Genomic DNA, 21,125 nt, shown 5'->3' on the forward strand with positions numbered 1-21,125 from the left:
CGGCACCGCATCAACACCACCCGTCACGAGCCCAGCGTTCCCTCAGGCGTCCCCGTGGACGCTTCGCCGGAGGCACCGATGAACGAGATACTTGACGCGATCCTGGCGTCGGACACAGCACCCGAGGAGTTCGCGGCACTGCGCGTCCCCGAGTCGTACCGCGCGGTGACCGTGCGCAAGGACGAGGCCGAGATGTTCTCGGGCCTCACCACCCGGGAGAAGGACCCCCGCAAGTCATTGCACGTGGACGAGGTGCCGGTGCCCGAGCTGGGCCCCGGAGAGGCGCTCGTCGCCGTGATGGCCAGCTCGGTCAACTACAACTCCGTGTGGACCTCGATCTTCGAGCCGCTGCCGACCTTCGGCTTCCTGGAGCGGTACGGCAAGCTCTCCCCCCTGGCCAAGCGGCACGACCTGCCGTACCACATCATCGGCTCCGACCTCGCGGGCGTCGTGCTGCGCACCGGCCCCGGTGTGAACTCCTGGAAGCCGGGCGCCGAGGTCGTCGCGCACTGTCTGTCGGTCGAGCTGGAGAGCGCCGACGGCCACAACGACACCATGCTCGACCCCGAGCAGCGCATCTGGGGCTTCGAGACCAACTTCGGCGGGCTCGCCGAGATCGCGCTGGTCAAGTCCAACCAGCTGATGCCCAAGCCACAGCATCTGAGCTGGGAGGAGGCGGCCGCCCCGGGCCTGGTCAACTCCACCGCCTACCGGCAGCTGGTCTCCCGTAACGGCGCCGGGATGAAGCAGGGCGACAACGTCCTGATCTGGGGCGCGAGCGGCGGACTCGGCTCGTACGCCACCCAGTTCGCGCTGGCCGGCGGGGCCAACCCGGTCTGTGTGGTCTCCTCGCCGCAGAAGGCCGAGATCTGCCGGCGGATGGGCGCCGAGGCGATCATCGACCGCACCGCCGAGGACTACAAGTTCTGGAAGGACGACGGCACCCAGGACCCGCGCGAGTGGAAGCGGTTCGGCAAGAAGATCCGCGAGCTGACCGGCGGCGAGGACGTGGACATCGTCTTCGAGCACCCGGGCCGGGAGACCTTCGGCGCGTCCGTCTATGTCACCCGTAAGGGCGGCACCATCGTCACCTGCGCCTCGACCTCCGGCTACACCCACGAGTACGACAACCGCTACCTGTGGATGTCGCTGAAGCGGATCGTCGGCTCGCACTTCGCCAACTACCGCGAGGCGTGGGAGGCCAACCGCCTGATCGCCAAGGGCAAGATCCACCCGACGCTGTCCAAGACCTACCGGCTGGAGGACACCGGCCAGGCCACGTACGACGTCCACCACAACCTCCACCAGGGCAAGGTCGGCGTGCTCTGCCTGGCCCCCGAGGAGGGCATGGGCGTGCGCGACCAGGCGATGCGCGAGCAGCACATCGACGCCATCAATCTGTTCCGTGACGACTCGTCGGAGCGGACCCCCAAGCACGGCCGGGACGCGCGATGAGTGGCACACCCCGGCCCAAGGACCGTCCCTGGCTGATGCGCACGTACGCCGGGCACTCCACCGCCGAGGCGTCCAACGAGCTGTACCGGCGCAACCTGGCCAAGGGCCAGACCGGGCTCTCGGTCGCCTTCGACCTGCCCACCCAGACCGGCTACGACCCGGACCACATCCTCGCGCGCGGGGAGGTGGGCCGGGTCGGGGTCCCGGTCTCGCACCTGGGCGACATGCGGCGGCTGTTCCAGGAGATCCCCCTGGAGCGGATGAACACCTCCATGACGATCAACGCGACGGCGATGTGGCTGCTGGCGCTGTACCAGGTCGTCGCGGAGGAACACGGCGCCGATATCGCGAAGCTCCAGGGGACGACGCAGAACGACATCGTCAAGGAGTACCTGTCGCGGGGGACGCATGTCTTCCCGCCGGGCCCGAGCCTGCGGCTGACCACCGACATGATCGCGTACACGGTCAACCACATCCCCAAGTGGAACCCGATCAACATATGCAGCTACCACCTCCAGGAGGCCGGGGCCACTCCGGTGCAGGAGATCGCCTTCGCGATGTCCACGGCGGTCGCGGTACTGGACGCGGTGTTCGCCTCCGGCCAGGTTCCCGAGGACCGTAAGGGCGATGTGGTGGCCCGGATCTCCTTCTTCGTGAACGCGGGCGTCCGCTTCATCGAGGAGATGTGCAAGATGCGCGCCTTCGGCCGCATCTGGGACCGGATCACCCGTGAGCGGTACGGCATCGAGAACCCCAAGCACCGCCGGTTCCGCTACGGCGTCCAGGTGAACTCGCTCGGCCTGACCGAGGCCCAGCCGGAGAACAACGTCCAGCGCATCGTCCTGGAGATGCTGGCCGTCACCCTCTCCAAGGACGCCCGCGCCCGCGCCGTCCAGCTCCCGGCCTGGAACGAGGCGCTGGGCCTGCCCCGCCCCTGGGACCAGCAGTGGTCGCTGCGCATCCAGCAGGTCCTCGCCCATGAGAGCGATCTGCTGGAGTACGACGACATCTTCGAGGGCTCCCATGTGATCGAGTCCAAGGTCGCCACCCTGGTGGAGGAGGCCGAGGCCGAGATCGAACGGATCCAGGAGATGGGCGGGGCGATGGCCGCCGTCGAGTCCGGCTATCTCAAGGCGCGGCTGGTGGCCTCCCACTCCGAGCGCCGGGCGCGGATCGAGGCGGGCGAGGAGAAGATCGTCGGCGTCAACTGCTACGAGTCCACCGAGCCCAATCCGCTCACCGCCGACCTCGACACCGCGATCATGACGGTGGACCCGGAGAACGAGGCCCGGGTGGTCTCGGCCCTGCACTCCTGGCGTGAGCAGCGCGACGAGGGACCCGCCCAGGAGGCCCTCGGTGCCCTCCGTAAGGCCGCCGTGGGGACCGACAACCTGATGGAGGCCACCCTGCGCTGCGCCCGCGCGGGCGTGACCACCGGGGAGTGGGCCTGGGCGCTGCGCGATGTCTTCGGCGAGTACCGCGCCCCCACCGGGGTCGGCGGCGCGCCCCTGGCCGTCGCCACGGAGGCGGGCTCCCTGCTGGCCTCGGTCCGCGAGAAGGTCGGGAAGACCGCGGCCGAGCTCGGCGGTGGCAGGCTGCGGCTGCTGGTCGGCAAGCCGGGTCTGGACGGGCACAGCAATGGCGCCGAGCAGATCGCGGTACGGGCCAGGGACGCCGGTTTCGAGGTGGTCTACCAGGGGATACGGCTCACCCCGGAGCAGATCGTCGCGGCGGCCGTGGCCGAGGACGTGCACTGCGTCGGGCTGTCGATCCTGTCCGGGTCGCATGCCGAGCTGGTGCCCGACGTCCTGGAGCGGATGCGCACCGCGGGCGCCCAGGACATCCCCGTCATCGTCGGTGGGATCATCCCGTCCTCGGACGCGGCCGCCCTGCGCGCGGCGGGGGTCGCCGCCGTTTTCACCCCCAAGGACTTCGGTATCACGGAGATCATCGGCCGTATCGTCGATGAGATCCGCGCCGCGAACACGCTTCCCCCTCTGGAGGTTCTCGTATGACCGCCCCCGACCGCGCAGACGCTGCCGCCGGCCGCCTGCGTCCGCGCCGCTCGTGCCTCGCCGTCCCCGGCTCCAATCCGCGCTTCCTGGAGAAGGCCCAGGGGCTCCCGGCCGACCAGGTCTTCCTGGATCTGGAGGACGCCTGCGCCCCGCTGGCCAAGGAGGACGCCCGGCACACCATCGTCAAGGCGCTGAACGAGGGCGACTGGACCGGTAAGACCCGGGTGGTGCGGGTCAACGACTGGACCACCCACTGGACGTACCGGGACGTCATCACGGTGGTGGAGGGCGCGGGCCCGAACCTGGACTGCATCATGCTGCCCAAGGTGCAGGACGCTGAAGCGGTCATCGCGCTGGACCTGCTGCTCACCCAGATCGAGAAGACGATGGGCTTCGAGGTCGGCCGGATCGGCATCGAGGCGCAGATCGAGAACGCCAAGGGCCTGGTCAACGTGGACGAGATCGCCGGTGCCTCGCCGCGTCTGGAGACCATCGTCTTCGGCCCGGCCGACTTCATGGCGTCCATCAACATGAAGTCGCTGGTCGTGGGCGAGCAGCCGCCCGGCTATCCGGCGGACGCCTATCACTACATCCTGATGCGGATCCTGATGGCGGCCCGTATGCACGACCTCCAGGCGATCGACGGCCCGTACCTCCAGATCCGGAACGTGGACGGCTTCCGCGAGGTGGCCGGGCGCGCGGCCGCGCTCGGCTACGACGGCAAGTGGGTGCTGCACCCCGGCCAGGTGGAGGCGGCCAATGAGGTCTTCTCGCCGTCGCAGGAGGACTACGACCACGCCGAGCTGATCCTGGACGCCTATGACTACTGCACCTCGGCGGAGGGCGGTATGAAGGGCTCGGCGATGCTCGGGGACGAGATGATCGACGAGGCCAGCCGCAAGATGGCCCTGGTCGTCGCGGGCAAGGGCCGCGCCGCCGGGATGAGCCGTACGTCCACCTTCCAGCCCCCGGAGGCGTGAGCCATGCAGTTCGGCCGTACCTATGAGGAGTTCACGGTGGGCGACGTCTACCGGCACTGGCCGGGGAAGACGGTCACCGAGTACGACGACCACCTCTTCTGTCTGCTCACCATGAACCACCACCCGCTGCACATGGACAGCAACTACGCCGAGAAGACGACCGATTTCGGCAAGAACGTGGTGGTCGGCAACTACATCTACTCCCTGCTGCTGGGCATGTCCGTTCCCGATGTCTCCGGAAAGGCCATCGCCAATCTGGAGGTCGAGTCACTGCGGCACGTGGCGCCCACCTTCCACGGCGACACCATCTACGGCGAGACCGAGGTCCTGGACAAGACGCCGTCGAAGTCCAAAACCGACCGGGGCATCGTGCATGTGGAGACCAAGGGCTACAAGCAGGACGGCACCTTGGTCTGTGTCTTCCGGCGCAAGGTGATGGTGCCGACCGCCACGTACATCAAGGAGCGGGGCGGCGAGCAGCCGGGCCGCCCGGAGCTGGGAGGGCAGTGATATGAGCCGCCTCGCGCAGACGGAGGGCCTGACCGACATCCAGCGGGAGATCCTCTCCACGGTCAGGGATTTTGTCGACAAGGAGATCCTGCCGGTCGCGACCGAGCTGGAACATCGCGATGAATATCCGACGGCGATCGTCGAGGGTCTGAAGGAGCTCGGCGTCTTCGGGCTGATGATCCCGGAGGAATACGGCGGTCTGGGTGAGTCACTGCTCACCTACGCACTGTGCGTGGAGGAGATCGCCCGCGGCTGGATGAGCGTCTCGGGCATCATCAACACCCACTTCATCGTGGCGTACATGCTCAAGCAGCACGGCACCGAGGAGCAGAAGGAGTATTTCCTTCCCAAGATGGCGCTGGGCGAGATCCGGGGCGCCTTCTCGATGTCGGAGCCGGGTCTTGGCTCGGATGTGTCGGCCATCACCAGCAAGGCGGCGCGGGACGGCGACGAGTACGTGCTGAACGGGCAGAAGATGTGGCTGACCAACGGCGGCAGCTCGACCCTCGTGGCGGTCCTGTGCCGGACCGGCGAGGCTCAGGAGGGGGTCGCGCCGCACAAGGCGATGACCACCTTCCTGGTCGAGAAGGAGCCCGGCTTCGGAGAGGTCCGGCCCGGTCTGACCATCCCCGGCAAGATCGAGAAGATGGGCTACAAGGGGGTCGACACCACCGAGCTCATCATGGACGGACTGCGCATTCCGGCCGATCGGGTGCTCGGCGGAGCGCCGAACCGAGGTTTTTACCAAATGATGGACGGAGTCGAGGTCGGCCGGGTGAATGTCGCCGCCCGCGGCTGCGGTGTGGCGCGGCGCGCTTTCGAGCTGGGCGTCGCATACGCACAGCAGCGGCATACCTTCGGCAAGCCGATCGCCCAGCACCAGGCCATCCAGTTCAAACTGGCCGAAATGGGAACAAAGGTCGAGGCGGCGCATGCGATGATGGTCAATGCGGCCCGGAAGAAGGATTCGGGCGCGCGCAACGACCTCGAGGCGGGAATGGCGAAGTACCTGGCGTCGGAGTACTGCAAAGAGGTCGTGGAGGACGCCTTCCGCATCCACGGCGGGTACGGCTTCTCCAAGGAATACGAGATCGAGCGGCTCTACCGAGAGGCACCGATGCTTCTCATCGGCGAAGGGACCGCTGAGATTCAGAAAATGATTATTGGACGGAGGCTTCTGGAGGAATACCGAACCCAAGACTGAACGTCCCTTTTGGGGTGGTATCCGAGAGAAGAAGGTCACACCGCGCCGAGGGTCTTCGGTCACCGACAAGCCACCGACGGGCCCTGGCGCTTGCCCAGTTACCGCTCGCAACCGATACCATCCCGTAAAGCCGCCGTCCCCAGTCTTGCGTCGCGGCATCCTCCGCTACGAAGGTCATCCATGCCCCACAGCCAATCCTCTGCACAACGCGGCCGCGTCCGCCTCGCGCGCGGAGCGTCGCCGTGGCTCCTCCCGACCGTCGCCACCGCGGCGGTCAGTCTTGCTCGGTCCCGCCGCTCCGGACGCTGGGCGGCGGTCGCCGTGCCCGCCACCGCGCTCGCGGCGGGCATGCTGTGGTTCTTCCGCGACCCCGAGAGAGAGATCACGCAGGGCCGTGTCATCTCCCCGGCCGACGGTGTGGTGCAGAGCATCATGCCGTGGAAGGACGGGCGCACCCGCGTCGCCATCTTCATGAGCCCGCTCAACGTCCACGTCAACCGCGCTCCGCTGGCCGGTACGGTGACCTCCGTGGAGCACATCCCCGGCGGCTTCGTTCCCGCGTTCAACAAGGAGAGCGAGAACAACGAGCGGGTCGTCTGGCACTTCGACACCGAGCTCGGCGACATCGAGATGGTCCAGATCGCCGGCGCCGTCGCCCGGCGTATCGTGCCTTATGTGCCACAGGGCACGAAGGTCGAACAGGGTGAGCGGATCGGTCTCATCCGCTTCGGCTCGCGGGTCGACGTATACCTCCCCGAGGGTGTCGACGTCGCGGTCGAGGTCGGCCAGGCCACCACCGCGGGGGTGACTCGCCTTGACCGTGATTGATCCCGATACACAGGCCGCCTGGGTCCCCGAGGCCGAGGTGGACGCGGCGGACGTCGACGAGACGGACGACATGCCGCTGTCGACGCGACTGTCGATAGCCGACACGCTGACCCTGGGCAACGCCACGTGTGGTTTCCTGGCGGTCTACTTCACCACCACCGGCGTCCTCATCCCGCATCTCACGGGCAGCGAGGACGGCGGGATGACCCGGCACAGCGCCGCCTCCGCGGTGATGCTGATGCTGCTCGCCTCCGTCTTCGACCTCTTCGACGGGCTCGTCGCGCGGAAGCTGCGCAGCTCGGCGATGGGCGCGGAGCTGGACAACCTCTCCGACCTGATCAGCTTCGGGCTGGCGCCCGCGTACTTCGTCCTCGTCTGGGGGATGGTGTCCGACGACGCCTACCAGCGGGTCTCGGTGGTGGGCGCGATCGTGGTGCTGCTGGCGGTGGTGCTGCGGCTTGCGCGATTCTCCTGTGTCACGCTGCGTGACGGCGTCTTCCAGGGCATGCCGAGTCCCTTCGGCGCCCTGACGGTCGTCTCGGTGGTCCTGCTCGGCCTGCCGTTCGTGCCGACGCTGCTCGCGATCGTGGGCGTCGCGTGGCTGATGGTGAGCCGGGTGGAGTACCCCAAGCCGCGCGGCCGACTCGCGGTGGCTATGCTCGGCTGGATCGTCACCAGCATGGCCCTCCTGGCCGCCTGGGCCTTCGAGGCCCCCGGCGGTGAGCTCCTCCTCCAGTCGGCCTGCGCCCTTCAGGTCGTCATGGGCGCGGTGATCCCCCTCTTCGCCACGGCCCGCCGAGTGAACGCGTTCCGCGACAACCGCCGCGAGGCGAGGGCAGCCCAGCTGCCGTAGCGGCCACCGGCCGCACCTGCCGAATGGGGTGGGCCCGAGCACTGCGCTCGGGCCCACCCCATCGGCGTCCCGGGGCCGCCCATCGGCGTTCCGGGCCGCCCCGGCCCCGTGAGGCCGCGACCGGTCCGGGTGGACCGGCGGCCCTGCCGGGGGCTTGTTCCCCACCCCGCCCCTTCCCGAATCCGGGGGGGCAAGCCCCCGGCCCCCCACCGGGGCTCGGAGCCCCCGAGCCCCCGAGCCCCTGCGGCGCGGGGTCCGGGGCCGGTGAAGCGCGAGCCCGTGCAGGCCGCGGGCTGGATCCCCCCGGGAGCCAGCGGTGGGGACGGGGACGCAGGCCCCGCGGATCCGGGACGCAGGCCCGGCAGGAACCCGGCCGCACCCGCGAAGCCCGACTCACAGCCCCCGTGGGGCCGAAGTGCAGCCCGGCCCAGTTCGGGACGCAGTTCCCGCGGCGCCCGGGGGCGCAGCCACAGAGCCCAGAGCGCCCCCGCACAGCCCGGACACACCCCGGCGAAGCCCAGGGCACAGCCCAGCCCACAGCACCCCCGCAGGGACAGGGGCTCAGCCCCGCAGGGGGCCGGGGGCCTGCCCCCGTTCGGGAAGGGGCGGGGTGGGGAACAAGCCCCCGACCAGCAGCCCACGACATAGCCCAGCCCACAGAGCCATGGGCACAGTCCCCATTACGACCGCGGCAGCCCCGCGGGCTCGGAGCACAGCTCCGCAGAGGCTCGGGGCACAGCCCCGCAGGGGGCCGGGGGCTGCCTCCGGGTTCAGCCGAGGAAGTCGGCCGCCAGGCGTTCCGCTGTGCGTTCCAGGAGGGGGCCGGCCTCGGCGATGCACCGGGCCGGGTCCGGTTCCAGGTCGGTGAGGGCGTAGGCGCGGCGGATGCCCGCGTTGCCCAGGGCCACGGGGGGCAGGGACAGCCGGCCGCAGACCGCGACCACCTCGACGCCCCGCGCGCGGGCCGCCGCCGCGACGCCTGCCGGGGCCTTGCCGTGGAGGGTCTGCTCGTCCAGCGAGCCCTCCCCCGTGATCACCAGGTCCGCGCCCTCCAGCGCGGCGGGGAAGCCGAGGACGTCGAGCATCACCTCGATGCCGGGGCGGAAGCTCGCGCCCAGGCCGACGAGGGCGCCGAAACCGATGCCGCCCGCCGCGCCCGCGCCGGGCGCGAGGGCGTATTCGGCGGCCGAGGTCCCGACGGCGCGTTCCAGGACGCGTACGTAGTGGGCGAGGGCGGCGTCCAGGGCCGCCACATCGTCCTCGCCGGCGCCCTTCTGCGGGCCGTAGACCACCGCCGCGCCCTTCGGCCCGGTGAGGGGGTTGTCGACGTCGCTGGCCAGGACGGTCTCGGTGTCGGCGAGGCGCGGGTCGAGGCCGGACAGATCGGCCGTCGCGAGGTCGCGCAGCGGGCCCCCGCCCGGTGCGACAGGGGTACCGTCCGCCCGCAGGAAGCGCGCCCCCAGCGCGCTGAGCATCCCCGCGCCGCCGTCCGTCGTGGCGCTGCCGCCCACGCCGAACACGATCGTGCGGGCGCCCGCGTCCAGCGCCGCGCGCAGCAGTTCCCCGCTGCCGTACGTGGTCGCGGTGAGCGGCGCGAAGACCCCCTTCGGCAGATGGCGCAGTCCGGATGCCTCGGCCATCTCCACCACGGCCGTGGTCCCGTGCAGCGCGTACGCCGCCGTCACCGGCGCGCCCAGCGGCCCGGTGACCCGCGCCTCGCGCCGTTCGAACCCGGCCGCGACCGCCGCGTCCACCGTGCCGTCCCCGCCGTCGGCGACGGGCAGCGCCGCGATCCGCAGGCCCTCGCCGCCATGGGGCGCGCCGCGGCGCAGGCCCGCCGTGACGCGCTCGGCGACCTCCACCGCCGTGAGCGAGCCCTTGAACTTGTCCGCGGCGATCAGCACGCGCTTCGGAGGTGTCGCCTGCCCCTGCGCCCATGTCCTGGTCCCGGTTACAGTTCCGGTCCCTGCTGCGGCTTCCTTCTTCGAGCTCTCCGAAGCCTCCGTCGAAGCGTCCGTCACCTTCGTAACCCCTCGCATTCGCACAGGCGGTCGCGCCGCTGTGACCCTATCCGGCGCGGCCGCACCGGTACACCCACCTCAGATGGGTACACCTGACCCATGGCCCTCAGCGGGAGCGCACTCGCGGACCGGATCCTCGGTGGCTGGATCGGCCGGATCGCCGGGAACATGCTCGGCAAACCCGTCGAGAACGGCGATCATTGGACCCGCGACCGCATCGACCGGTATCTCCGCCGGGCCGACGCCCTCCCGCTGACCGACTACCTCCCCGCGCTGGAGCCGCCGCCCGACCCGGTGGAGTTCGAGCTGCGCCCCGAGTGGCAGGGCTGTGTCCGCGGCCGCGTCCACGGCAGTTGCCGCGACGACGACGTGGACTACTCCGTCCTCGGGCTGCACCTGCTGGAGACCCACGGCCCCGAGTTCAGCACCGAGCAGGTCGGCGAGGTCTGGCTGCTGCGGCTGCCGTATCTCCAGACCTTCACCGCCGAGCGGGTCGCCTACCGCAATCTCACGGCCGGGGTGAAGCCGCCGCTCAGCGCGACCCTCGACAACCCCTACCAGGAGTGGATCGGCGCCCTGATCCGCGCCGATGTCCACGGCTGGGTCAACCCCGGCGATCCGCGGCGCGCCGCCGCGATGGCCCGCCGCGACGCCGTCCTCTCCCATACCGGCAACGGGGTGTACGGGGCGATGTGGGCGGCGGCGCTGATCGCGGCCGCGTTCACGGCGGACGGTCCGCGTGCCGCCGTCGAGAGCGCCCTGGACCGGATCCCGCCGCGCTGCCGCCTGGCCCGTACGGTGCGCCGGATCGCGTCCCTGCACGACGCGGGCGTGGCGTGGGCGGACGCGCTCGCCCAGCTCGAGCGGGAGACCGCCGGGCTGCCCTGGATCCATGTGGTCCCCAACGCCGCCGTCCTCACGGCCGGGCTGCTCTACGGCGCGGGCGACTTCACGACGACGATCGCCCTGACGGTGCGCGGCGGACTGGACACCGACTCCAACGGCGCCACGGCCGGGTCGGTCGCGGGGGTGCTGTGCGGCGCGGCGGCCATCCCGCCGCAGTGGACCGAGCCGCTGGAGGACCGGGTGCGCAGCGCCGTCTTCGGCTTCGACGGGGCCCGCATCAGCGACCTCGCGGCGCGTACGCACCGGCTGGCGGTTACGGGTTAGGGGGTTTTGGGGCGGGTTTGCGGTTTTCGGGTCAGAGGGCTTCGGCCCGCTCGTCGGCGGTGGGGGCCGAATCGGCGATCCGGTCCAGCCACTCCCGCAGGAGGCCGCGCTCGGACGCGGTCAGCGCGTCCGTCCGGGGCAGCGCGGCGCGCAGGGTGACGGCGGCCGCGACGGGCCCGTGGTCGGTGCCGGCGGGCGCGTCCGTGGTGATCGCGGCGATGGCCGCCTCGCGAGCGGTACGGGACAGTTCCGGATCCCGGCGGTCCTCGGGCGTGGCGATGAGCGTGAACGTCGTACCGCAGCCCGCCGCGTGGATCAGGGCCGCGGCGCGCTCCTCGGGGATGGCGAGCCGCCCCGCCTCGGCGATGCGCCGGATGAGCCGGGCGAGTATCCCGAAGGCGGTGACCGCGGCCGGTGAGGACATCCCGGGGCGGTGCCCGCCGTACATCAGCGAGTACAGCGCCGGGTTGGCCAGGCCGAGGCCGATGTGCTGATCCCAGCCGGCGCGCAGGTCCTCGACGGGGTCATCGGTGGGTTCCTCGGCGGCCTTGCTGTTCACGTACTCCGTGAAGCCGTATGCGACGACCGCGTCGAGCAGGCCCTGTTTGTCGCCGAAGAGCCGGTAGATGGTGGGCGGCTGCACCCCGGCCGCGGAGCTCACCGCCCGGGTCGAGACCGCGCCGGGGCCGCCGTCGGACAGCAGCCGGGCGGCGGCCGCGACGATGCGGTCGCGGTTGCCGTCACGGTTGCCGTCGCGATCTCCATTTGCCTCGCCGCTCGCGTCGCCGTTTGCCTCGCCGCTCGCGTCGTGGCTCGCGCCGTGGCTTCCGTCCGGCGCGATGACGTCCTCCGTCTCCATGCTTCCAACGATAACAGGATCTCGTTATCGACTCTTCGTTTCCGGTGATACGTTGACGGCGATATCACTGGAAACACACAGAGGAGATCACCGTGATCATCGTTACCGGAGCCAATGGAAAGCTCGGCCGGATGGTCGCCGAGCGGCTGCTGGAGGCCGTCCCCGCCGAGGAGATCGGCGTCAGCGTGCGCGACGTGGAGGCGGCACGGGACCTCGGCGCGCGGGGCGTGCGCGTCCGCCGGGGCGACTTCGCCGACCCGGACACCCTCCCCCACGCCTTCGAGGGCGCCTCGAAGGTCCTGATCGTCTCGGCGGGCACCACGGGCGAGGCCGCCGTCCGCAGCCACCTCGCGGCCGTCGCGGCCGCGGCGGCGGCCGGGGCCAAGCGGATCCTCTACACGAGCCACATGGGCGCGAGCCCGTCCTCCCGGTTCGTCCCGATGCCCGACCACGCCGCAACCGAGGAGGCGCTGCGACAGTCCGGCCTCCCCTTCACCTCGCTGCGCAACGGCTTCTACATGTCGTCAGCCGTGGAGTTGGTCAGGGGCGCGCTGGAGACGGGCGTCCTGGCCGTGCCGGAGGACGGGCCGGTCGCCTGGACCGCTCATGCCGACCTCGCCGACGCGGCGGTCCTCGCCCTCACCGGCGAGGTCCTGGACGGTCTGAGCCCCGCGCTCACCGGTCCCGAGGTGATCGACATGGCCGGTATCGCGGAGCTCCTCACGCGGCTGACCGGCCGTCCGGTCCGCCGGGTGGTCGTCTCCGACGACGAGTACCGGGCGCGGCTGGTCACCCATGGCGTGCCCGAGGCATCGGCCGACCTGCTCGTCGGCCTCTTCGCCGCCAGCCGCGATGGCGACTTCGCGCCGGTCGACCCCACGCTTGCCGATGTTCTCGGTCGACCCGTTGTGCGGGTGGAGGACTACCTGAAGTCGGCCGTTACGACGCCTCGGTGACGTACCGCGGCACGAGGCGGGCACAGTCGGCCGGCCCGGCGCGTCTGACGGCCGCATGGCGATGCTTTCCCCTCCCCGCCCCTTCCCGTAACCAGGGGCTCCGCCCCTGGACCCCGGAGCCTGGGGCGGAGCCCCACCACGCGGCGGAGCCGCATACCGACGCTGCGGGAACGGGCGAAGCCCCGGTCCGGGTATTCGGGGCGGAGCCCCGCCACGCGGCGGAGTCGCGCGGACGTCAGCGCTCGGCGGTGTCCCATTCGCCGCCCAGCCAGCCGCTGTGGCTTTCGAGGAGGGCGACGAGGGAGGCGGTCACCCGGTCGTCCCACCAGTCCGCCGTCACCTCGAGCTCGAAGGCGCTGCCGGGGCCGCTGTGGAAGTCGAGGACGATCCGGCGGTCCAGCCGCCACCGGGTGCGGCGCGGGGTGCGGCCGGGGTCGCCGCCGCCGTTGAGGATGATGCCGATCACGACCAGCAGTTGGAGGGGGAGGAACAGCCACCACACGCCCCACCAGAAGGGCCGTCCCTTGAAGCCCACGGCGGGCCGGGAGCCGGTCTGCTGGACGGTCCAGCGGGTGCGGAGGCCGCCCTTCATCGCCGGGCGGCGGGATACGAGCGCCAGGGGTTCACCGGCGGCGCCCAGGACTTCGTAAGCGGCGGCGCCGCCCTTGGTGGCCGACTTGGTCACCACCTGCGCGAACACCTGCCCGCGATGGGGATCCGCCCAGAGGGTGAACGCGCGGGTGCCCTCCTTACGGGCGGCACGGTACTCGGGGAGGCCACCGCCGGGTGGGTTCCGCCGCTCGGGGAAGGCCAGCGGGCGGCTGGTGCGGCCACGGCGGGCGGGGCCGTCGGAGATCCGTATCGCCCAGGGGAGGCCGTCCTCCGGTGCGCGCGCCTCCGGCGGATGCGCTTCCCGGGCCCGGTCCTCCTGTGCGTCGTGGCTGGTCAGCCACAGGAAACGTGCCATTCCCGTACTCTCCCCATCCGCCGCGCATGTCCCGGTGCCGGGCGGACTTTACCCGTCCGGCGAAACGCGCTCGCCGTCGGCCGCGCGGCGTGCGTACGCTCGCCGCATGAGCAGCGAGACGACGCACCGGCCGCTGGTGGCGATCCTGAGCGGGGCGGGCATCTCCACCGACTCCGGGATCCCCGACTACCGCGGTCCGCAGGGGCTGTGGCGGCGCGATCCCGAGGCCGAGAAGCTCGTGACGTACGAGTACTACATGACCGACCCCGACATCCGGCGCCGCTCCTGGGAGATGCGGCGCGACAGCCAGGCGCTGCACGCCCGGCCCAACGGGGCGCACGAGGCCATCGCCCGGCTGGAGCGCTCGGGGGTGCCGGTGCGGGTGATCACCCAGAACGTGGACGGGCTGCACCAGATCGCCGGGATGCCCGCGCGCAAGGTGCTGGAACTGCACGGCACCGCACGGGCCGTGCGGTGCACCCACTGCGAGGCGCGGTCCGGGATGGACGAGGCGCTGGAGCGGGTCGCGGCGGGTGAGGCGGATCCCGCGTGCCGGGAGTGCGGGGGGATCCTGAAGTCGGCCACGGTGATGTTCGGGGAGAACCTCGATCCGGAGGTGCTGACGGAAGCGGTCGCGGTGGCGCAGGCGTGCGAGATCTTCATCGCGGTCGGTACCAGCCTCCAGGTTCAGCCCGCGGCCTCGCTTGCCGGGCTGGCCGCCGAGCACGGGGCTCGGCTGATCATCGTCAACGCTGAGCCGACGCCGTACGACGAGCTCGCGGATGAGGTTGTCCGTGAGCCCATCAGTGGGGCGCTGCCCATGTTGCTGGATCGCATCGCCGCGGGCTGATCACTCACTTCGGCGTCAGAAGAGGCCGGGCAGTTCCCGCCGTGCCTCGAACTCCAGCAGCCGCCGCTTGCGGTCCAGGCCGCCGCCGTAGCCGGTGAGGCTGCCGGACGAACCGACCACGCGGTGGCAGGGGACGATGATGCCGACCGGGTTCTTGCCGTTGGCCAGGCCCACCGCGCGGGAGGCGGTCGGCTGTCCGATGCGGTCGGCCAGTCGGCCGTACGACCAGGTCTCGCCGTACGGGATGGCCCGCAGCTCGGCCCAGACGCGGCGCTGGAAGGGCGTGCCGTCCAGGTGCAGCGGCAGGTCGAACTCGGTCAGCGCGCCCGCGAAGTAGGCCGTGAGCTGGTGGATGGTCTCGGCGAAGGGGGTGTCGGCCGGGTCGCCGGGGGCGCCGAAGGTTTCCTCGGGTGGGCGGTGGCGTTGCTCGACCATGTAGAGGCCGGAGAGGTCGGTGCCGGTGGCCACGAGGGTTAGGGGGCCGTAGGGGCTGTCGATGGTGGTGTGGGTGCGGATCACGGTGTTCCTCGGCGGGGTTTCTGGGTGCTGGGTTCTGGGTGCTGGGTTTTCTGGGTGCGGTGCGGCTCAGCGGTGTGCGGGGCCGCCGTTTCGTTGCCGGGTGCGGGCCGGTGGCCGGTTTGTGCCCACCCGTTCCGCCCGCGGCTACCGCTGGGAGGTGCCGCCTCCGCGGAACGACCGCCCACAAACCGTTACGCCGCAGGTAGGCGGTTGATGGCGTGGGCGGCGTCCGTGGCCCATAGGTACTGGACGGCGTAGGCGCGCCAGGGGCGCCAGTGGGTCGAGTGGCGGGTGAGGGCGCCTGGCGTGGCGGGCAGGCCCAGTTCGGTGGCGGCGCGGCGCACTCCCAGGTCGGTCGGGAGGAAGGCGTCCGGGTCGCCGAGGGCGCGCATCGCGATCACCTCGACGGTCCAGGGGCCGAGCCCCGGCAGCGCGCCGAGGCTCGCGCGGGCCTCGTCCCAGTCGCTGCCGACGCCGAGCGCGACCCGGCCCTCGGCGAGCGCGCCGATCAGCCCGGTGAGGGTGGCGCGGCGGGTGCGGGGCATGGCCAGCTTCTCGGGGTCCAGCCCGGCGAGGGCCTGGACGGACGGGAAGAGGTGGGTCAGGCCGCCGGCCGGGTCCTCCACGGGCTCGCCGTGCGCCGTCACCAGGCGCCCGGCGTGGGTGCGGGCGGCCGCCGTGGACACCTGCTGTCCGAGCACCGCGCGCACCGCGAACTCGTCCGCGTCCACCGCGCGCGGCACCCGCCGCCCCGGGGCCTTGTCGACCAGCGGGGCCAGCTGGAGATCCGTACGCAGCAGGTCGTCCACGGCGGCCGGGTCCGCGTCGAGGTCCAGCAGCCGCCGGCAGCGGCTGATCGCCCCGGCCAGGTCGCGCAGGTCGGCGAGGGAGAGCTGGCAGGCGATGTGGTCCGGCCGGGGGCTGAGGCTGACCACCCCGGGCCCGTACGGCAGCCGCAGCGTGCGCCGGTACGCGCCGTCGCGCCACTCCTCGACGCCGGGGACGGCGGTGGCGGCCAGGTGCCCGAAGAGGTTGTCCGGGCACAGCGGCGCCCGGAACGGCAGCCGCAGCGTGAGCGCGCCCGGCACGCTGGTCCGCGGCCCCCGGCTGGCCCGCTGCCGCAGCTCGGTCGGGGAGAGCGCGAAGATCTCCCGTACGGTCTCGTTGAACGCGCGGACGCTGGCGAACCCGGCCGCGAAGGCGATGTCCGCCATCGGCAGCGCGCTGGTCTCGATCAGCAGCCGCGCGGTCTGCGCCCGCTGGGCCCTGGCGAGTGCGAGCGGACCCGCGCCGAGCTCGGCGAGCAGCTGCCGCTCGATCTGCCGGGTGCTGTATCCCAGCCGGGCCGCCAGGCCCGGGACCCCGTCCCGGTCCACCACACCGTCGGCGATCAGCCGCATCGCCCGGGCCACCAGATCCGCGCGCTCGTTCCACTGCGGCGAGCCGGGGCTGGCGTCCGGACGGCACCGCTTGCAGGCCCGGAACCCGGCCTGCTGGGCGGCCGCGGCGCTGGGGTAGAACCGCATATTCTCGGGCTTGGGCCCGACGACCGGGCAGCTCGGCCGGCAGTAGATCCCGGTGGTCACGACGGCGATGAAGAACCACCCGTCGAAGCGGGCGTCCTTGGCCTGTGCGGCGCGGAGGCACCGGTCGGTGTCGGTGTGCATGGGTCCAGCATCCGCCAGCGGGGCAGGGGCAAGCTCGCGGGAATCCGACATCGACCTTACGCGGCGGCGCCCCGTGGCCCCGCGCCACGTCCGTCGTTCCGGCGGTGTTTGGTGCGAAGGGGCAGACCGGACGCCTGATGATCGGCATGATGAGGATGTGACGGAACACCGTGAGATACCCCTGGCGGACGGTACGACCGTACGGCTGGAACTGGCCCCCGTGGGAGACGCCCCCGAGGACGCATACGGCGGCGTCGGCGGCGTCGGCGGCGTGACCCCGGTGGGGCGGCCCGCGCAGGCCGTGGCCACGCTCGCCAACGCCGGGCTGGGCGTCATCCTGCAAGGGCTGGGGCCGGTGCTCCAGGATGTGCACGACGCCGTCAGCTCGGCTCCGCATCCACCCCAGGAGTTCACCGTGCAGTTCGGGGTGCAGGTCGGCCAGGACCTCAAACTCGGCATCGTGGGTGCCAACGGGAACGCCAACTTGACCATTTCGGCCACCTGGAGGCCGTCGGAGCGACCCGAGCCGACGGTGCCGCCGCGGTCCTCCCGGCCCGGCCCCGCGGACTGAAGCCCATGGGGTGGTTCCACGCGCACGGGGGCTCGTCACGGCCCGCGGTGTCCATTCTGGCCAAGGCCGACGGAAGACCGGCGGGCGCGGGCGTCCTGCTGCCGGGCCGCCATCTGCTGACGTGCGCTCATGTGGTCAACAGCGCGCTGGGGAAGGACATGCTGGCCCCGGATCACCCGGGCCCGATCGCCGTGCCCGTGCGGCTCCACGGACCGGAGCACACCGTCGAGGCCCATGCCGAGCTGGCGGTCTGGATACCGCCCCGGACCGATGACGGCGGCCTGGGCGCCTTCGAGTGGAACGGCGACCTCGCCGTCCTGCGGCTGAACGGAGCCCTGCCGCCCGCGATCGAGCCGCCGCGCTGGCACCCGATGGCCAAGCGGCAGCTCGTACGGGCCTGGCACGGCAGCGGGGAGCCCGGGGTGTTCGCCGACGCCGAAGTGAGCGCGTGCGACGGGCGGTTCGGCTACTTCGACGGGGCCGAGCGCGCCTTGGACATCGAACCCGCCTACAGCGGCGGCCCGTTGTGGTCCAACGAGGAGGGCGCCGTCGTCGGGCTCGTGACGGCCAAGCTCCGCGTCCAGGGGGTGCTGCGCCGCGCCTGGGGCATCCCCTGGCAGCGCGTGACGCGGGAGCTGGACGACGCCGGGGCGGGCCATCTGCTGCCCCGGCAGCCCGCGGAGGACGTGCGCGACCACCCCGGCTACGCCGAACTCGTCGCCCTGCTGGACGGGCCGCTGACGCTGTCCGAGGGCTGGATCCGCTGCTGCCGTACGGTCGCCCGCCAGTGCGGTCTCGGCCATCGCGCGGACGGTGTGCCCTCCGCCGAGGAGTTCGCCCATCTGCTGCTCACCCGGGGACGTGCGCTGCCCGCGCTGGTCGAGGCGGTGCGCGGCATGGCGAGCCCGGTGGCCGACGACCTCCTCGCCATCGGGCGCCGCTGCGGGCTGCCCAAGCTGCTCTCGCCGGGTGAGTACGAGCGGCTGCTGGTCCAGCTGCGCGCCCTGCCCGCGGCCGCCGCGGCCGGTGTCCCCGGGGCCGTACGGGCGGCGCTACCGCTGGCGGCCCTGCCCGCGGCGCTGCTCACCGATGGTGACGGTCACCACGGCCGTGATCGGGACGGCGGCGTCGACGGCCTCGGGGGCGGGGGCGGCCTCGGGGGCGTCGGGGGCGCGGACGGCTTCGGGGGCTTCGGCGGCGGAGACGGCCTCGGGGGCCTCGGGGGCGGAGACGGCGGCGGGCGCGGGCGGTTCGAGGCGCTGATCGCCCATGTGGAGGGGCTGCACGGGGACAGTTCGGCGGCCGACGACGGGGTCATGCCCGCCGTGCCGGGCCTGCTGCGCGCCGTGGAGTTCGTGGCCGCCGGGTGCTGCCCGGCGGAGCAGCGCGCCGCGCTGCGGCGGTGGAACGCGGCGGTCGCCCGCCGTCTCGGCGTCCATGACGCCGCCCTGATGGACCGCCGCCACGACGCCGAGCAGTGGGCCCGGAGCGCCACGCGGGGCGCCGCGCCCCGCGTGGTGGCCAAACTGGACCGCTGCGGGGCGGCACCGGGCGGCGCGCCGGGGGCGGCGCGGGAGGAGGCGGCGGAGCGCTACCGGCTGCGGCTGTGGTGCGACGACGGGGACGGGCTGCGCCAGGTGTCGGACGACAGTGAACGGCCGCGCGGCGCCCAGGAGGTGGCCCAGGAGATCTTCGCCGCCGTGGGCGCGCTGCGCCGCCCCGACCCCTCGGGGCCACGGCCCGTCATCGAACTGGTCGTGGACCGGGACGCCCTGGAGGTGCCGGTGGACCGCTGGAGGGCCGCGGGGCCGGGAGCGGTGCTCCCCATGCGGCTCGGCACCCCGTATCCCCTGGTCGTCAACTGCCCCGAGCTGCGGGAGCTGAACGGCGGCACGATGCTGGACCAGTGGCGGGAGCGCTGGGCCCGGCTGGAGACCGAGGAGCCCGTGCACATCGACGACGCCACGGCCCCGGACCCGGAGGCGGTGTGCGGTCTGCTCATGGAGCGGCTCACCGCCCGGGTCACCGTCGATGTCGCGGCCCACCGGCGCACGGGTGTGGTGCAGATGTGTCTGGCCGCGGGCGTTCCGGTGGTGCTGTGGGATCGCAGCGGGGAGCAGGGGTCCCCGGCCGTGCGCCACGCGGCGGGGGCGAGCACCCGTCAACTGCCCGAGGCCGTACGGACCTACCGCACGAAGACCCTGCAACGGCCCGACGAGTACACCGGGCGGCCGGTGCTCGCCTGGGCCGATGCCGGGCGGGCGCTGCCACGGCTGGACCTCGTGGACCCCACGGAGTGACGGTGAGATCCGCGGCGGCAGTGAGAGAGACGGCAGGAGGCGCGCGATGTCCGCTGAGGCGGGCCGAGAAGGAGGTTCCCCGATGAATCCACGGGAAGAGCCCGGCTGGCGGCTGTTCCGGGGGGACGGCGTGCCCCGACACGTGGAGATGCCACCCGCACCGCCGTGGCGCCGCTTCGGCGCCGGGGAGCGGTCGGCCCCCGGCGAGGAGCGGTCGGCCACCGGCGAGGAGCGAGCGGCCACCGATGGGGAGCGGGCCGTCCCCGACGGGGAGCGGGCGCCGTCCGGTCCGGCGCGCCCGGCGCCGTATCTGATCGAGCCCGAACACGCGGACGTGGTCAACGCGGCCCTCCATCTGCGGCGTCCGCTGCTCGTCACCGGCAGCCCCGGGACCGGCAAGTCCTCGCTCGCGCGGGCGATCGCGCATGAGATGGACCTGGGCGAGGTGCTGCGCTGGCCGGTCAACAGCCGGTCCACCGTGCAGGACGCGCTCTACCGCTACGACGCGATCGGGCGGCTGCGCGAGACGACCCTGACGCGCGACCGTGGCGAGGCCGAGCCCGACATCGGCAGCTTCGTACGGCTCGGGCCGCTGGGCACCGCGCTGGTGCCGGGCGAACGCCCCCGGGTGCTGCTCGTCGACGAGCTCGACAAGGGCGATGTCGACCTGCCGAACGATCTGCTGACCGTCTTCGAGGAGGGCGAGTTCGAGATCCCCGAGCTGGCCCGGCTGCCGGAGGAGCAGTCGGTGGTGGAGGTGCTCACCGAGCGGGCGGGTGAACGGGCCACGGTGCGGCGGGGCCGGCTGGTGTGCGAGGAGTTCCCGGTCGTGGTGATCACCAGCAACGGTGAGCGCGACTTCCCGCCCGCCTTCCTCCGCCGCTGCGTCCGGCTGGAGCTGCCCACCCCCGACGAGTCGCGGCTGCGGGCGATCGTCACCGCGCATCTGGGCGACGACGCGCTGGAGGACGTCGACCAGCTGCTGGACGCCTTTCTCCGGCGCCGGGCGGCCCGCGAGCTGGCGACCGACCAGCTGCTGAACGCCGTGTTCCTGCGGGCGGGCGGCATGGATGTGACGGCGGACGGACTGCTGGAAGCGGTGCTGCACCGGCTGGGCGGGGCGGTGTGAGACATGAACCGGGGGGACGCCCAGCGGGGCGGGGCCGGGCAGGGCGGCGCCGGGCGCGGCGACACCGGGCAGGACCGCGCCGGGCGAGGCGACGCCAGGCGGCTGGGGCGGCTTGACGAGGCGGTCGCGGTCCTCGCCTCCAGCGGTGTCGAGCTGTCCAGGGAGGAGCTGCTCGACGCGCTCTGGCTGGCCGGGCGGCTGCCCGAGGACGGCGCCGAGCGGGCGCCCCTGGCCCGCGCGGTGACGCGCGGCGGCACGGCCCTGCCCGCCA

19 protein-coding genes are annotated in these 21,125 nt (G+C 72.4%); 14 read left to right on the forward strand and 5 right to left on the reverse strand.

Going from position 1 to position 21,125, the window contains the following annotated elements:
* Window positions 1-78: 78 nt before the first annotated feature.
* The 7 genes from ccrA to pssA all read left to right on the forward strand — a co-directional run bounded on the left by ccrA (window position 79) and on the right by pssA (window position 7,845).
* Window positions 79-1,455 carry a crotonyl-CoA carboxylase/reductase gene (gene ccrA / locus ABD329_RS17355; RefSeq protein WP_198278755.1) on the forward strand — a complete coding sequence of 459 codons (1,377 nt, stop codon included), beginning with the start codon at window positions 79-81 and terminating at the stop codon, window positions 1,453-1,455.
* Window positions 1,452-3,470: a protein meaA gene (locus ABD329_RS17360; protein ID WP_198278756.1), complete on the forward strand. Its 2,019-nt coding sequence runs from the start codon at window positions 1,452-1,454 to the stop codon at window positions 3,468-3,470. The genes ccrA and ABD329_RS17360 overlap by 4 nt, the downstream gene beginning before the upstream one ends.
* Complete coding sequence (locus tag ABD329_RS17365) at window positions 3,467-4,450, forward strand: HpcH/HpaI aldolase/citrate lyase family protein (RefSeq protein ID WP_198278757.1); 984 nt, start codon at window positions 3,467-3,469, stop codon at window positions 4,448-4,450. The genes ABD329_RS17360 and ABD329_RS17365 overlap by 4 nt, the downstream gene beginning before the upstream one ends.
* A gap of 3 nt (window positions 4,451-4,453) precedes the next feature.
* Window positions 4,454-4,960: a MaoC family dehydratase gene (locus ABD329_RS17370; protein WP_037958791.1), complete on the forward strand. Its 507-nt coding sequence runs from the start codon at window positions 4,454-4,456 to the stop codon at window positions 4,958-4,960.
* Window position 4,961: 1 nt separating this feature from the next.
* Window positions 4,962-6,164, forward strand: a complete 1,203-nt coding sequence (locus tag ABD329_RS17375; RefSeq protein ID WP_198278758.1) for an acyl-CoA dehydrogenase family protein — start codon at window positions 4,962-4,964, stop codon at window positions 6,162-6,164.
* 180 nt (window positions 6,165-6,344) lie between these two features.
* Window positions 6,345-6,992, forward strand: coding sequence for a phosphatidylserine decarboxylase (locus ABD329_RS17380; protein WP_037958795.1), 648 nt, complete (start codon window positions 6,345-6,347; stop codon window positions 6,990-6,992).
* Complete coding sequence (pssA, locus tag ABD329_RS17385) at window positions 6,979-7,845, forward strand: CDP-diacylglycerol--serine O-phosphatidyltransferase (protein ID WP_037958797.1); 867 nt, start codon at window positions 6,979-6,981, stop codon at window positions 7,843-7,845. The genes ABD329_RS17380 and pssA overlap by 14 nt, the downstream gene beginning before the upstream one ends.
* Window positions 7,846-8,615: 770 nt before the next feature.
* Here pssA and ABD329_RS17390 read toward each other — a convergent pair.
* Window positions 8,616-9,749: a glycerate kinase gene (locus ABD329_RS17390; protein WP_198281474.1), complete on the reverse strand. Its 1,134-nt coding sequence runs from the start codon at window positions 9,747-9,749 to the stop codon at window positions 8,616-8,618.
* Window positions 9,750-9,965: 216 nt separating this feature from the next.
* Here ABD329_RS17390 and ABD329_RS17395 point away from each other — a divergent pair, with 216 nt between their 5' ends.
* Complete coding sequence (locus ABD329_RS17395; RefSeq protein WP_198281473.1) at window positions 9,966-11,036, forward strand: ADP-ribosylglycohydrolase family protein; 1,071 nt, start codon at window positions 9,966-9,968, stop codon at window positions 11,034-11,036.
* Window positions 11,037-11,067: 31 nt separating this feature from the next.
* On the opposite strand, the gene ABD329_RS17400 is transcribed toward ABD329_RS17395, so the two are convergent.
* A complete protein-coding gene (locus ABD329_RS17400; protein WP_198281472.1) occupies window positions 11,068-11,895 on the reverse strand; it encodes a TetR/AcrR family transcriptional regulator in 828 nt (275 codons plus the stop codon).
* Window positions 11,896-11,987: 92 nt separating this feature from the next.
* Between ABD329_RS17400 and ABD329_RS17405 the strand changes: the two genes are divergently transcribed.
* Entirely contained in the window at window positions 11,988-12,851 is an 864-nt protein-coding gene (locus tag ABD329_RS17405; protein ID WP_198281471.1) for an NmrA family NAD(P)-binding protein, read from the forward strand.
* Window positions 12,852-13,086: 235 nt separating this feature from the next.
* Here ABD329_RS17405 and ABD329_RS17410 read toward each other — a convergent pair whose 3' ends face one another.
* Complete coding sequence (locus tag ABD329_RS17410; RefSeq protein ID WP_214665590.1) at window positions 13,087-13,818, reverse strand: hypothetical protein; 732 nt, start codon at window positions 13,816-13,818, stop codon at window positions 13,087-13,089.
* A gap of 106 nt (window positions 13,819-13,924) precedes the next feature.
* Between ABD329_RS17410 and ABD329_RS17415 the strand changes: the two genes are divergently transcribed.
* Complete coding sequence (locus ABD329_RS17415; RefSeq protein ID WP_198281106.1) at window positions 13,925-14,668, forward strand: SIR2 family NAD-dependent protein deacylase; 744 nt, start codon at window positions 13,925-13,927, stop codon at window positions 14,666-14,668.
* 15 nt (window positions 14,669-14,683) lie between these two features.
* Here ABD329_RS17415 and ABD329_RS17420 read toward each other — a convergent pair whose 3' ends face one another.
* Both ABD329_RS17420 and ABD329_RS17425 read right to left on the reverse strand, forming a co-directional pair.
* Window positions 14,684-15,187: a methylated-DNA--[protein]-cysteine S-methyltransferase gene (locus ABD329_RS17420; RefSeq protein ID WP_309142910.1), complete on the reverse strand. Its 504-nt coding sequence runs from the start codon at window positions 15,185-15,187 to the stop codon at window positions 14,684-14,686.
* A gap of 191 nt (window positions 15,188-15,378) precedes the next feature.
* Window positions 15,379-16,854: a DNA-3-methyladenine glycosylase 2 family protein gene (locus ABD329_RS17425; RefSeq protein WP_198281105.1), complete on the reverse strand. Its 1,476-nt coding sequence runs from the start codon at window positions 16,852-16,854 to the stop codon at window positions 15,379-15,381.
* 157 nt (window positions 16,855-17,011) lie between these two features.
* Between ABD329_RS17425 and ABD329_RS17430 the strand changes: the two genes are divergently transcribed.
* The 4 genes from ABD329_RS17430 to ABD329_RS17445 form a co-directional block, all read left to right on the forward strand.
* Window positions 17,012-17,425 (forward strand): CU044_2847 family protein, encoded by a 414-nt coding sequence (locus ABD329_RS17430; RefSeq protein WP_198281104.1) that lies wholly within the window; start codon window positions 17,012-17,014, stop codon window positions 17,423-17,425.
* Between the two features lie 5 nt (window positions 17,426-17,430).
* The gene (locus ABD329_RS17435; RefSeq protein WP_344316600.1) at window positions 17,431-19,725 is read left to right on the forward strand and encodes a VMAP-C domain-containing protein; all 2,295 of its coding nucleotides are present in this window, start codon (window positions 17,431-17,433) and stop codon (window positions 19,723-19,725) included.
* Window positions 19,726-19,807: 82 nt separating this feature from the next.
* Entirely contained in the window at window positions 19,808-20,854 is a 1,047-nt protein-coding gene (locus ABD329_RS17440) for an AAA family ATPase (protein WP_246619214.1), read from the forward strand.
* A gap of 3 nt (window positions 20,855-20,857) precedes the next feature.
* Window positions 20,858-21,125, forward strand: a 268-nt coding sequence (locus tag ABD329_RS17445; protein WP_344316601.1) for a hypothetical protein, incomplete at its 3' end; no start/stop codon positions are given.

The sequence above is a fragment of the Streptomyces javensis genome (assembly GCF_039525925.1).
GTDB classification, from domain to species: domain Bacteria; phylum Actinomycetota; class Actinomycetes; order Streptomycetales; family Streptomycetaceae; genus Streptomyces; species Streptomyces asiaticus.

What these genes read in the sequence shown, in the direction of transcription:
- ABD329_RS17380 (WP_037958795.1), top strand. Translation starts at nt 6,345, where the DNA reads ATGCCCCACAGCCAATCCTCTGCACAACGCGGCCGCGTCCGCCTCGCG.
- ccrA (WP_198278755.1), top strand. Translation starts at nt 79, where the DNA reads ATGAACGAGATACTTGACGCGATCCTGGCGTCGGACACAGCACCCGAG.
- ABD329_RS17435 (WP_344316600.1), top strand. Translation starts at nt 17,431, where the DNA reads ATGGGGTGGTTCCACGCGCACGGGGGCTCGTCACGGCCCGCGGTGTCC.
- ABD329_RS17370 (WP_037958791.1), top strand. Translation starts at nt 4,454, where the DNA reads ATGCAGTTCGGCCGTACCTATGAGGAGTTCACGGTGGGCGACGTCTAC.
- ABD329_RS17365 (WP_198278757.1), top strand. Translation starts at nt 3,467, where the DNA reads ATGACCGCCCCCGACCGCGCAGACGCTGCCGCCGGCCGCCTGCGTCCG.
- ABD329_RS17395 (WP_198281473.1), top strand. Translation starts at nt 9,966, where the DNA reads ATGGCCCTCAGCGGGAGCGCACTCGCGGACCGGATCCTCGGTGGCTGG.
- ABD329_RS17360 (WP_198278756.1), top strand. Translation starts at nt 1,452, where the DNA reads ATGAGTGGCACACCCCGGCCCAAGGACCGTCCCTGGCTGATGCGCACG.
- ABD329_RS17415 (WP_198281106.1), top strand. Translation starts at nt 13,925, where the DNA reads ATGAGCAGCGAGACGACGCACCGGCCGCTGGTGGCGATCCTGAGCGGG.
- ABD329_RS17440 (WP_246619214.1), top strand. Translation starts at nt 19,808, where the DNA reads ATGAATCCACGGGAAGAGCCCGGCTGGCGGCTGTTCCGGGGGGACGGC.
- ABD329_RS17410 (WP_214665590.1), bottom strand. Translation starts at nt 13,818, where the DNA reads ATGGCACGTTTCCTGTGGCTGACCAGCCACGACGCACAGGAGGACCGG.
- ABD329_RS17400 (WP_198281472.1), bottom strand. Translation starts at nt 11,895, where the DNA reads ATGGAGACGGAGGACGTCATCGCGCCGGACGGAAGCCACGGCGCGAGC.
- ABD329_RS17425 (WP_198281105.1), bottom strand. Translation starts at nt 16,854, where the DNA reads ATGCACACCGACACCGACCGGTGCCTCCGCGCCGCACAGGCCAAGGAC.
- ABD329_RS17375 (WP_198278758.1), top strand. Translation starts at nt 4,962, where the DNA reads ATGAGCCGCCTCGCGCAGACGGAGGGCCTGACCGACATCCAGCGGGAG.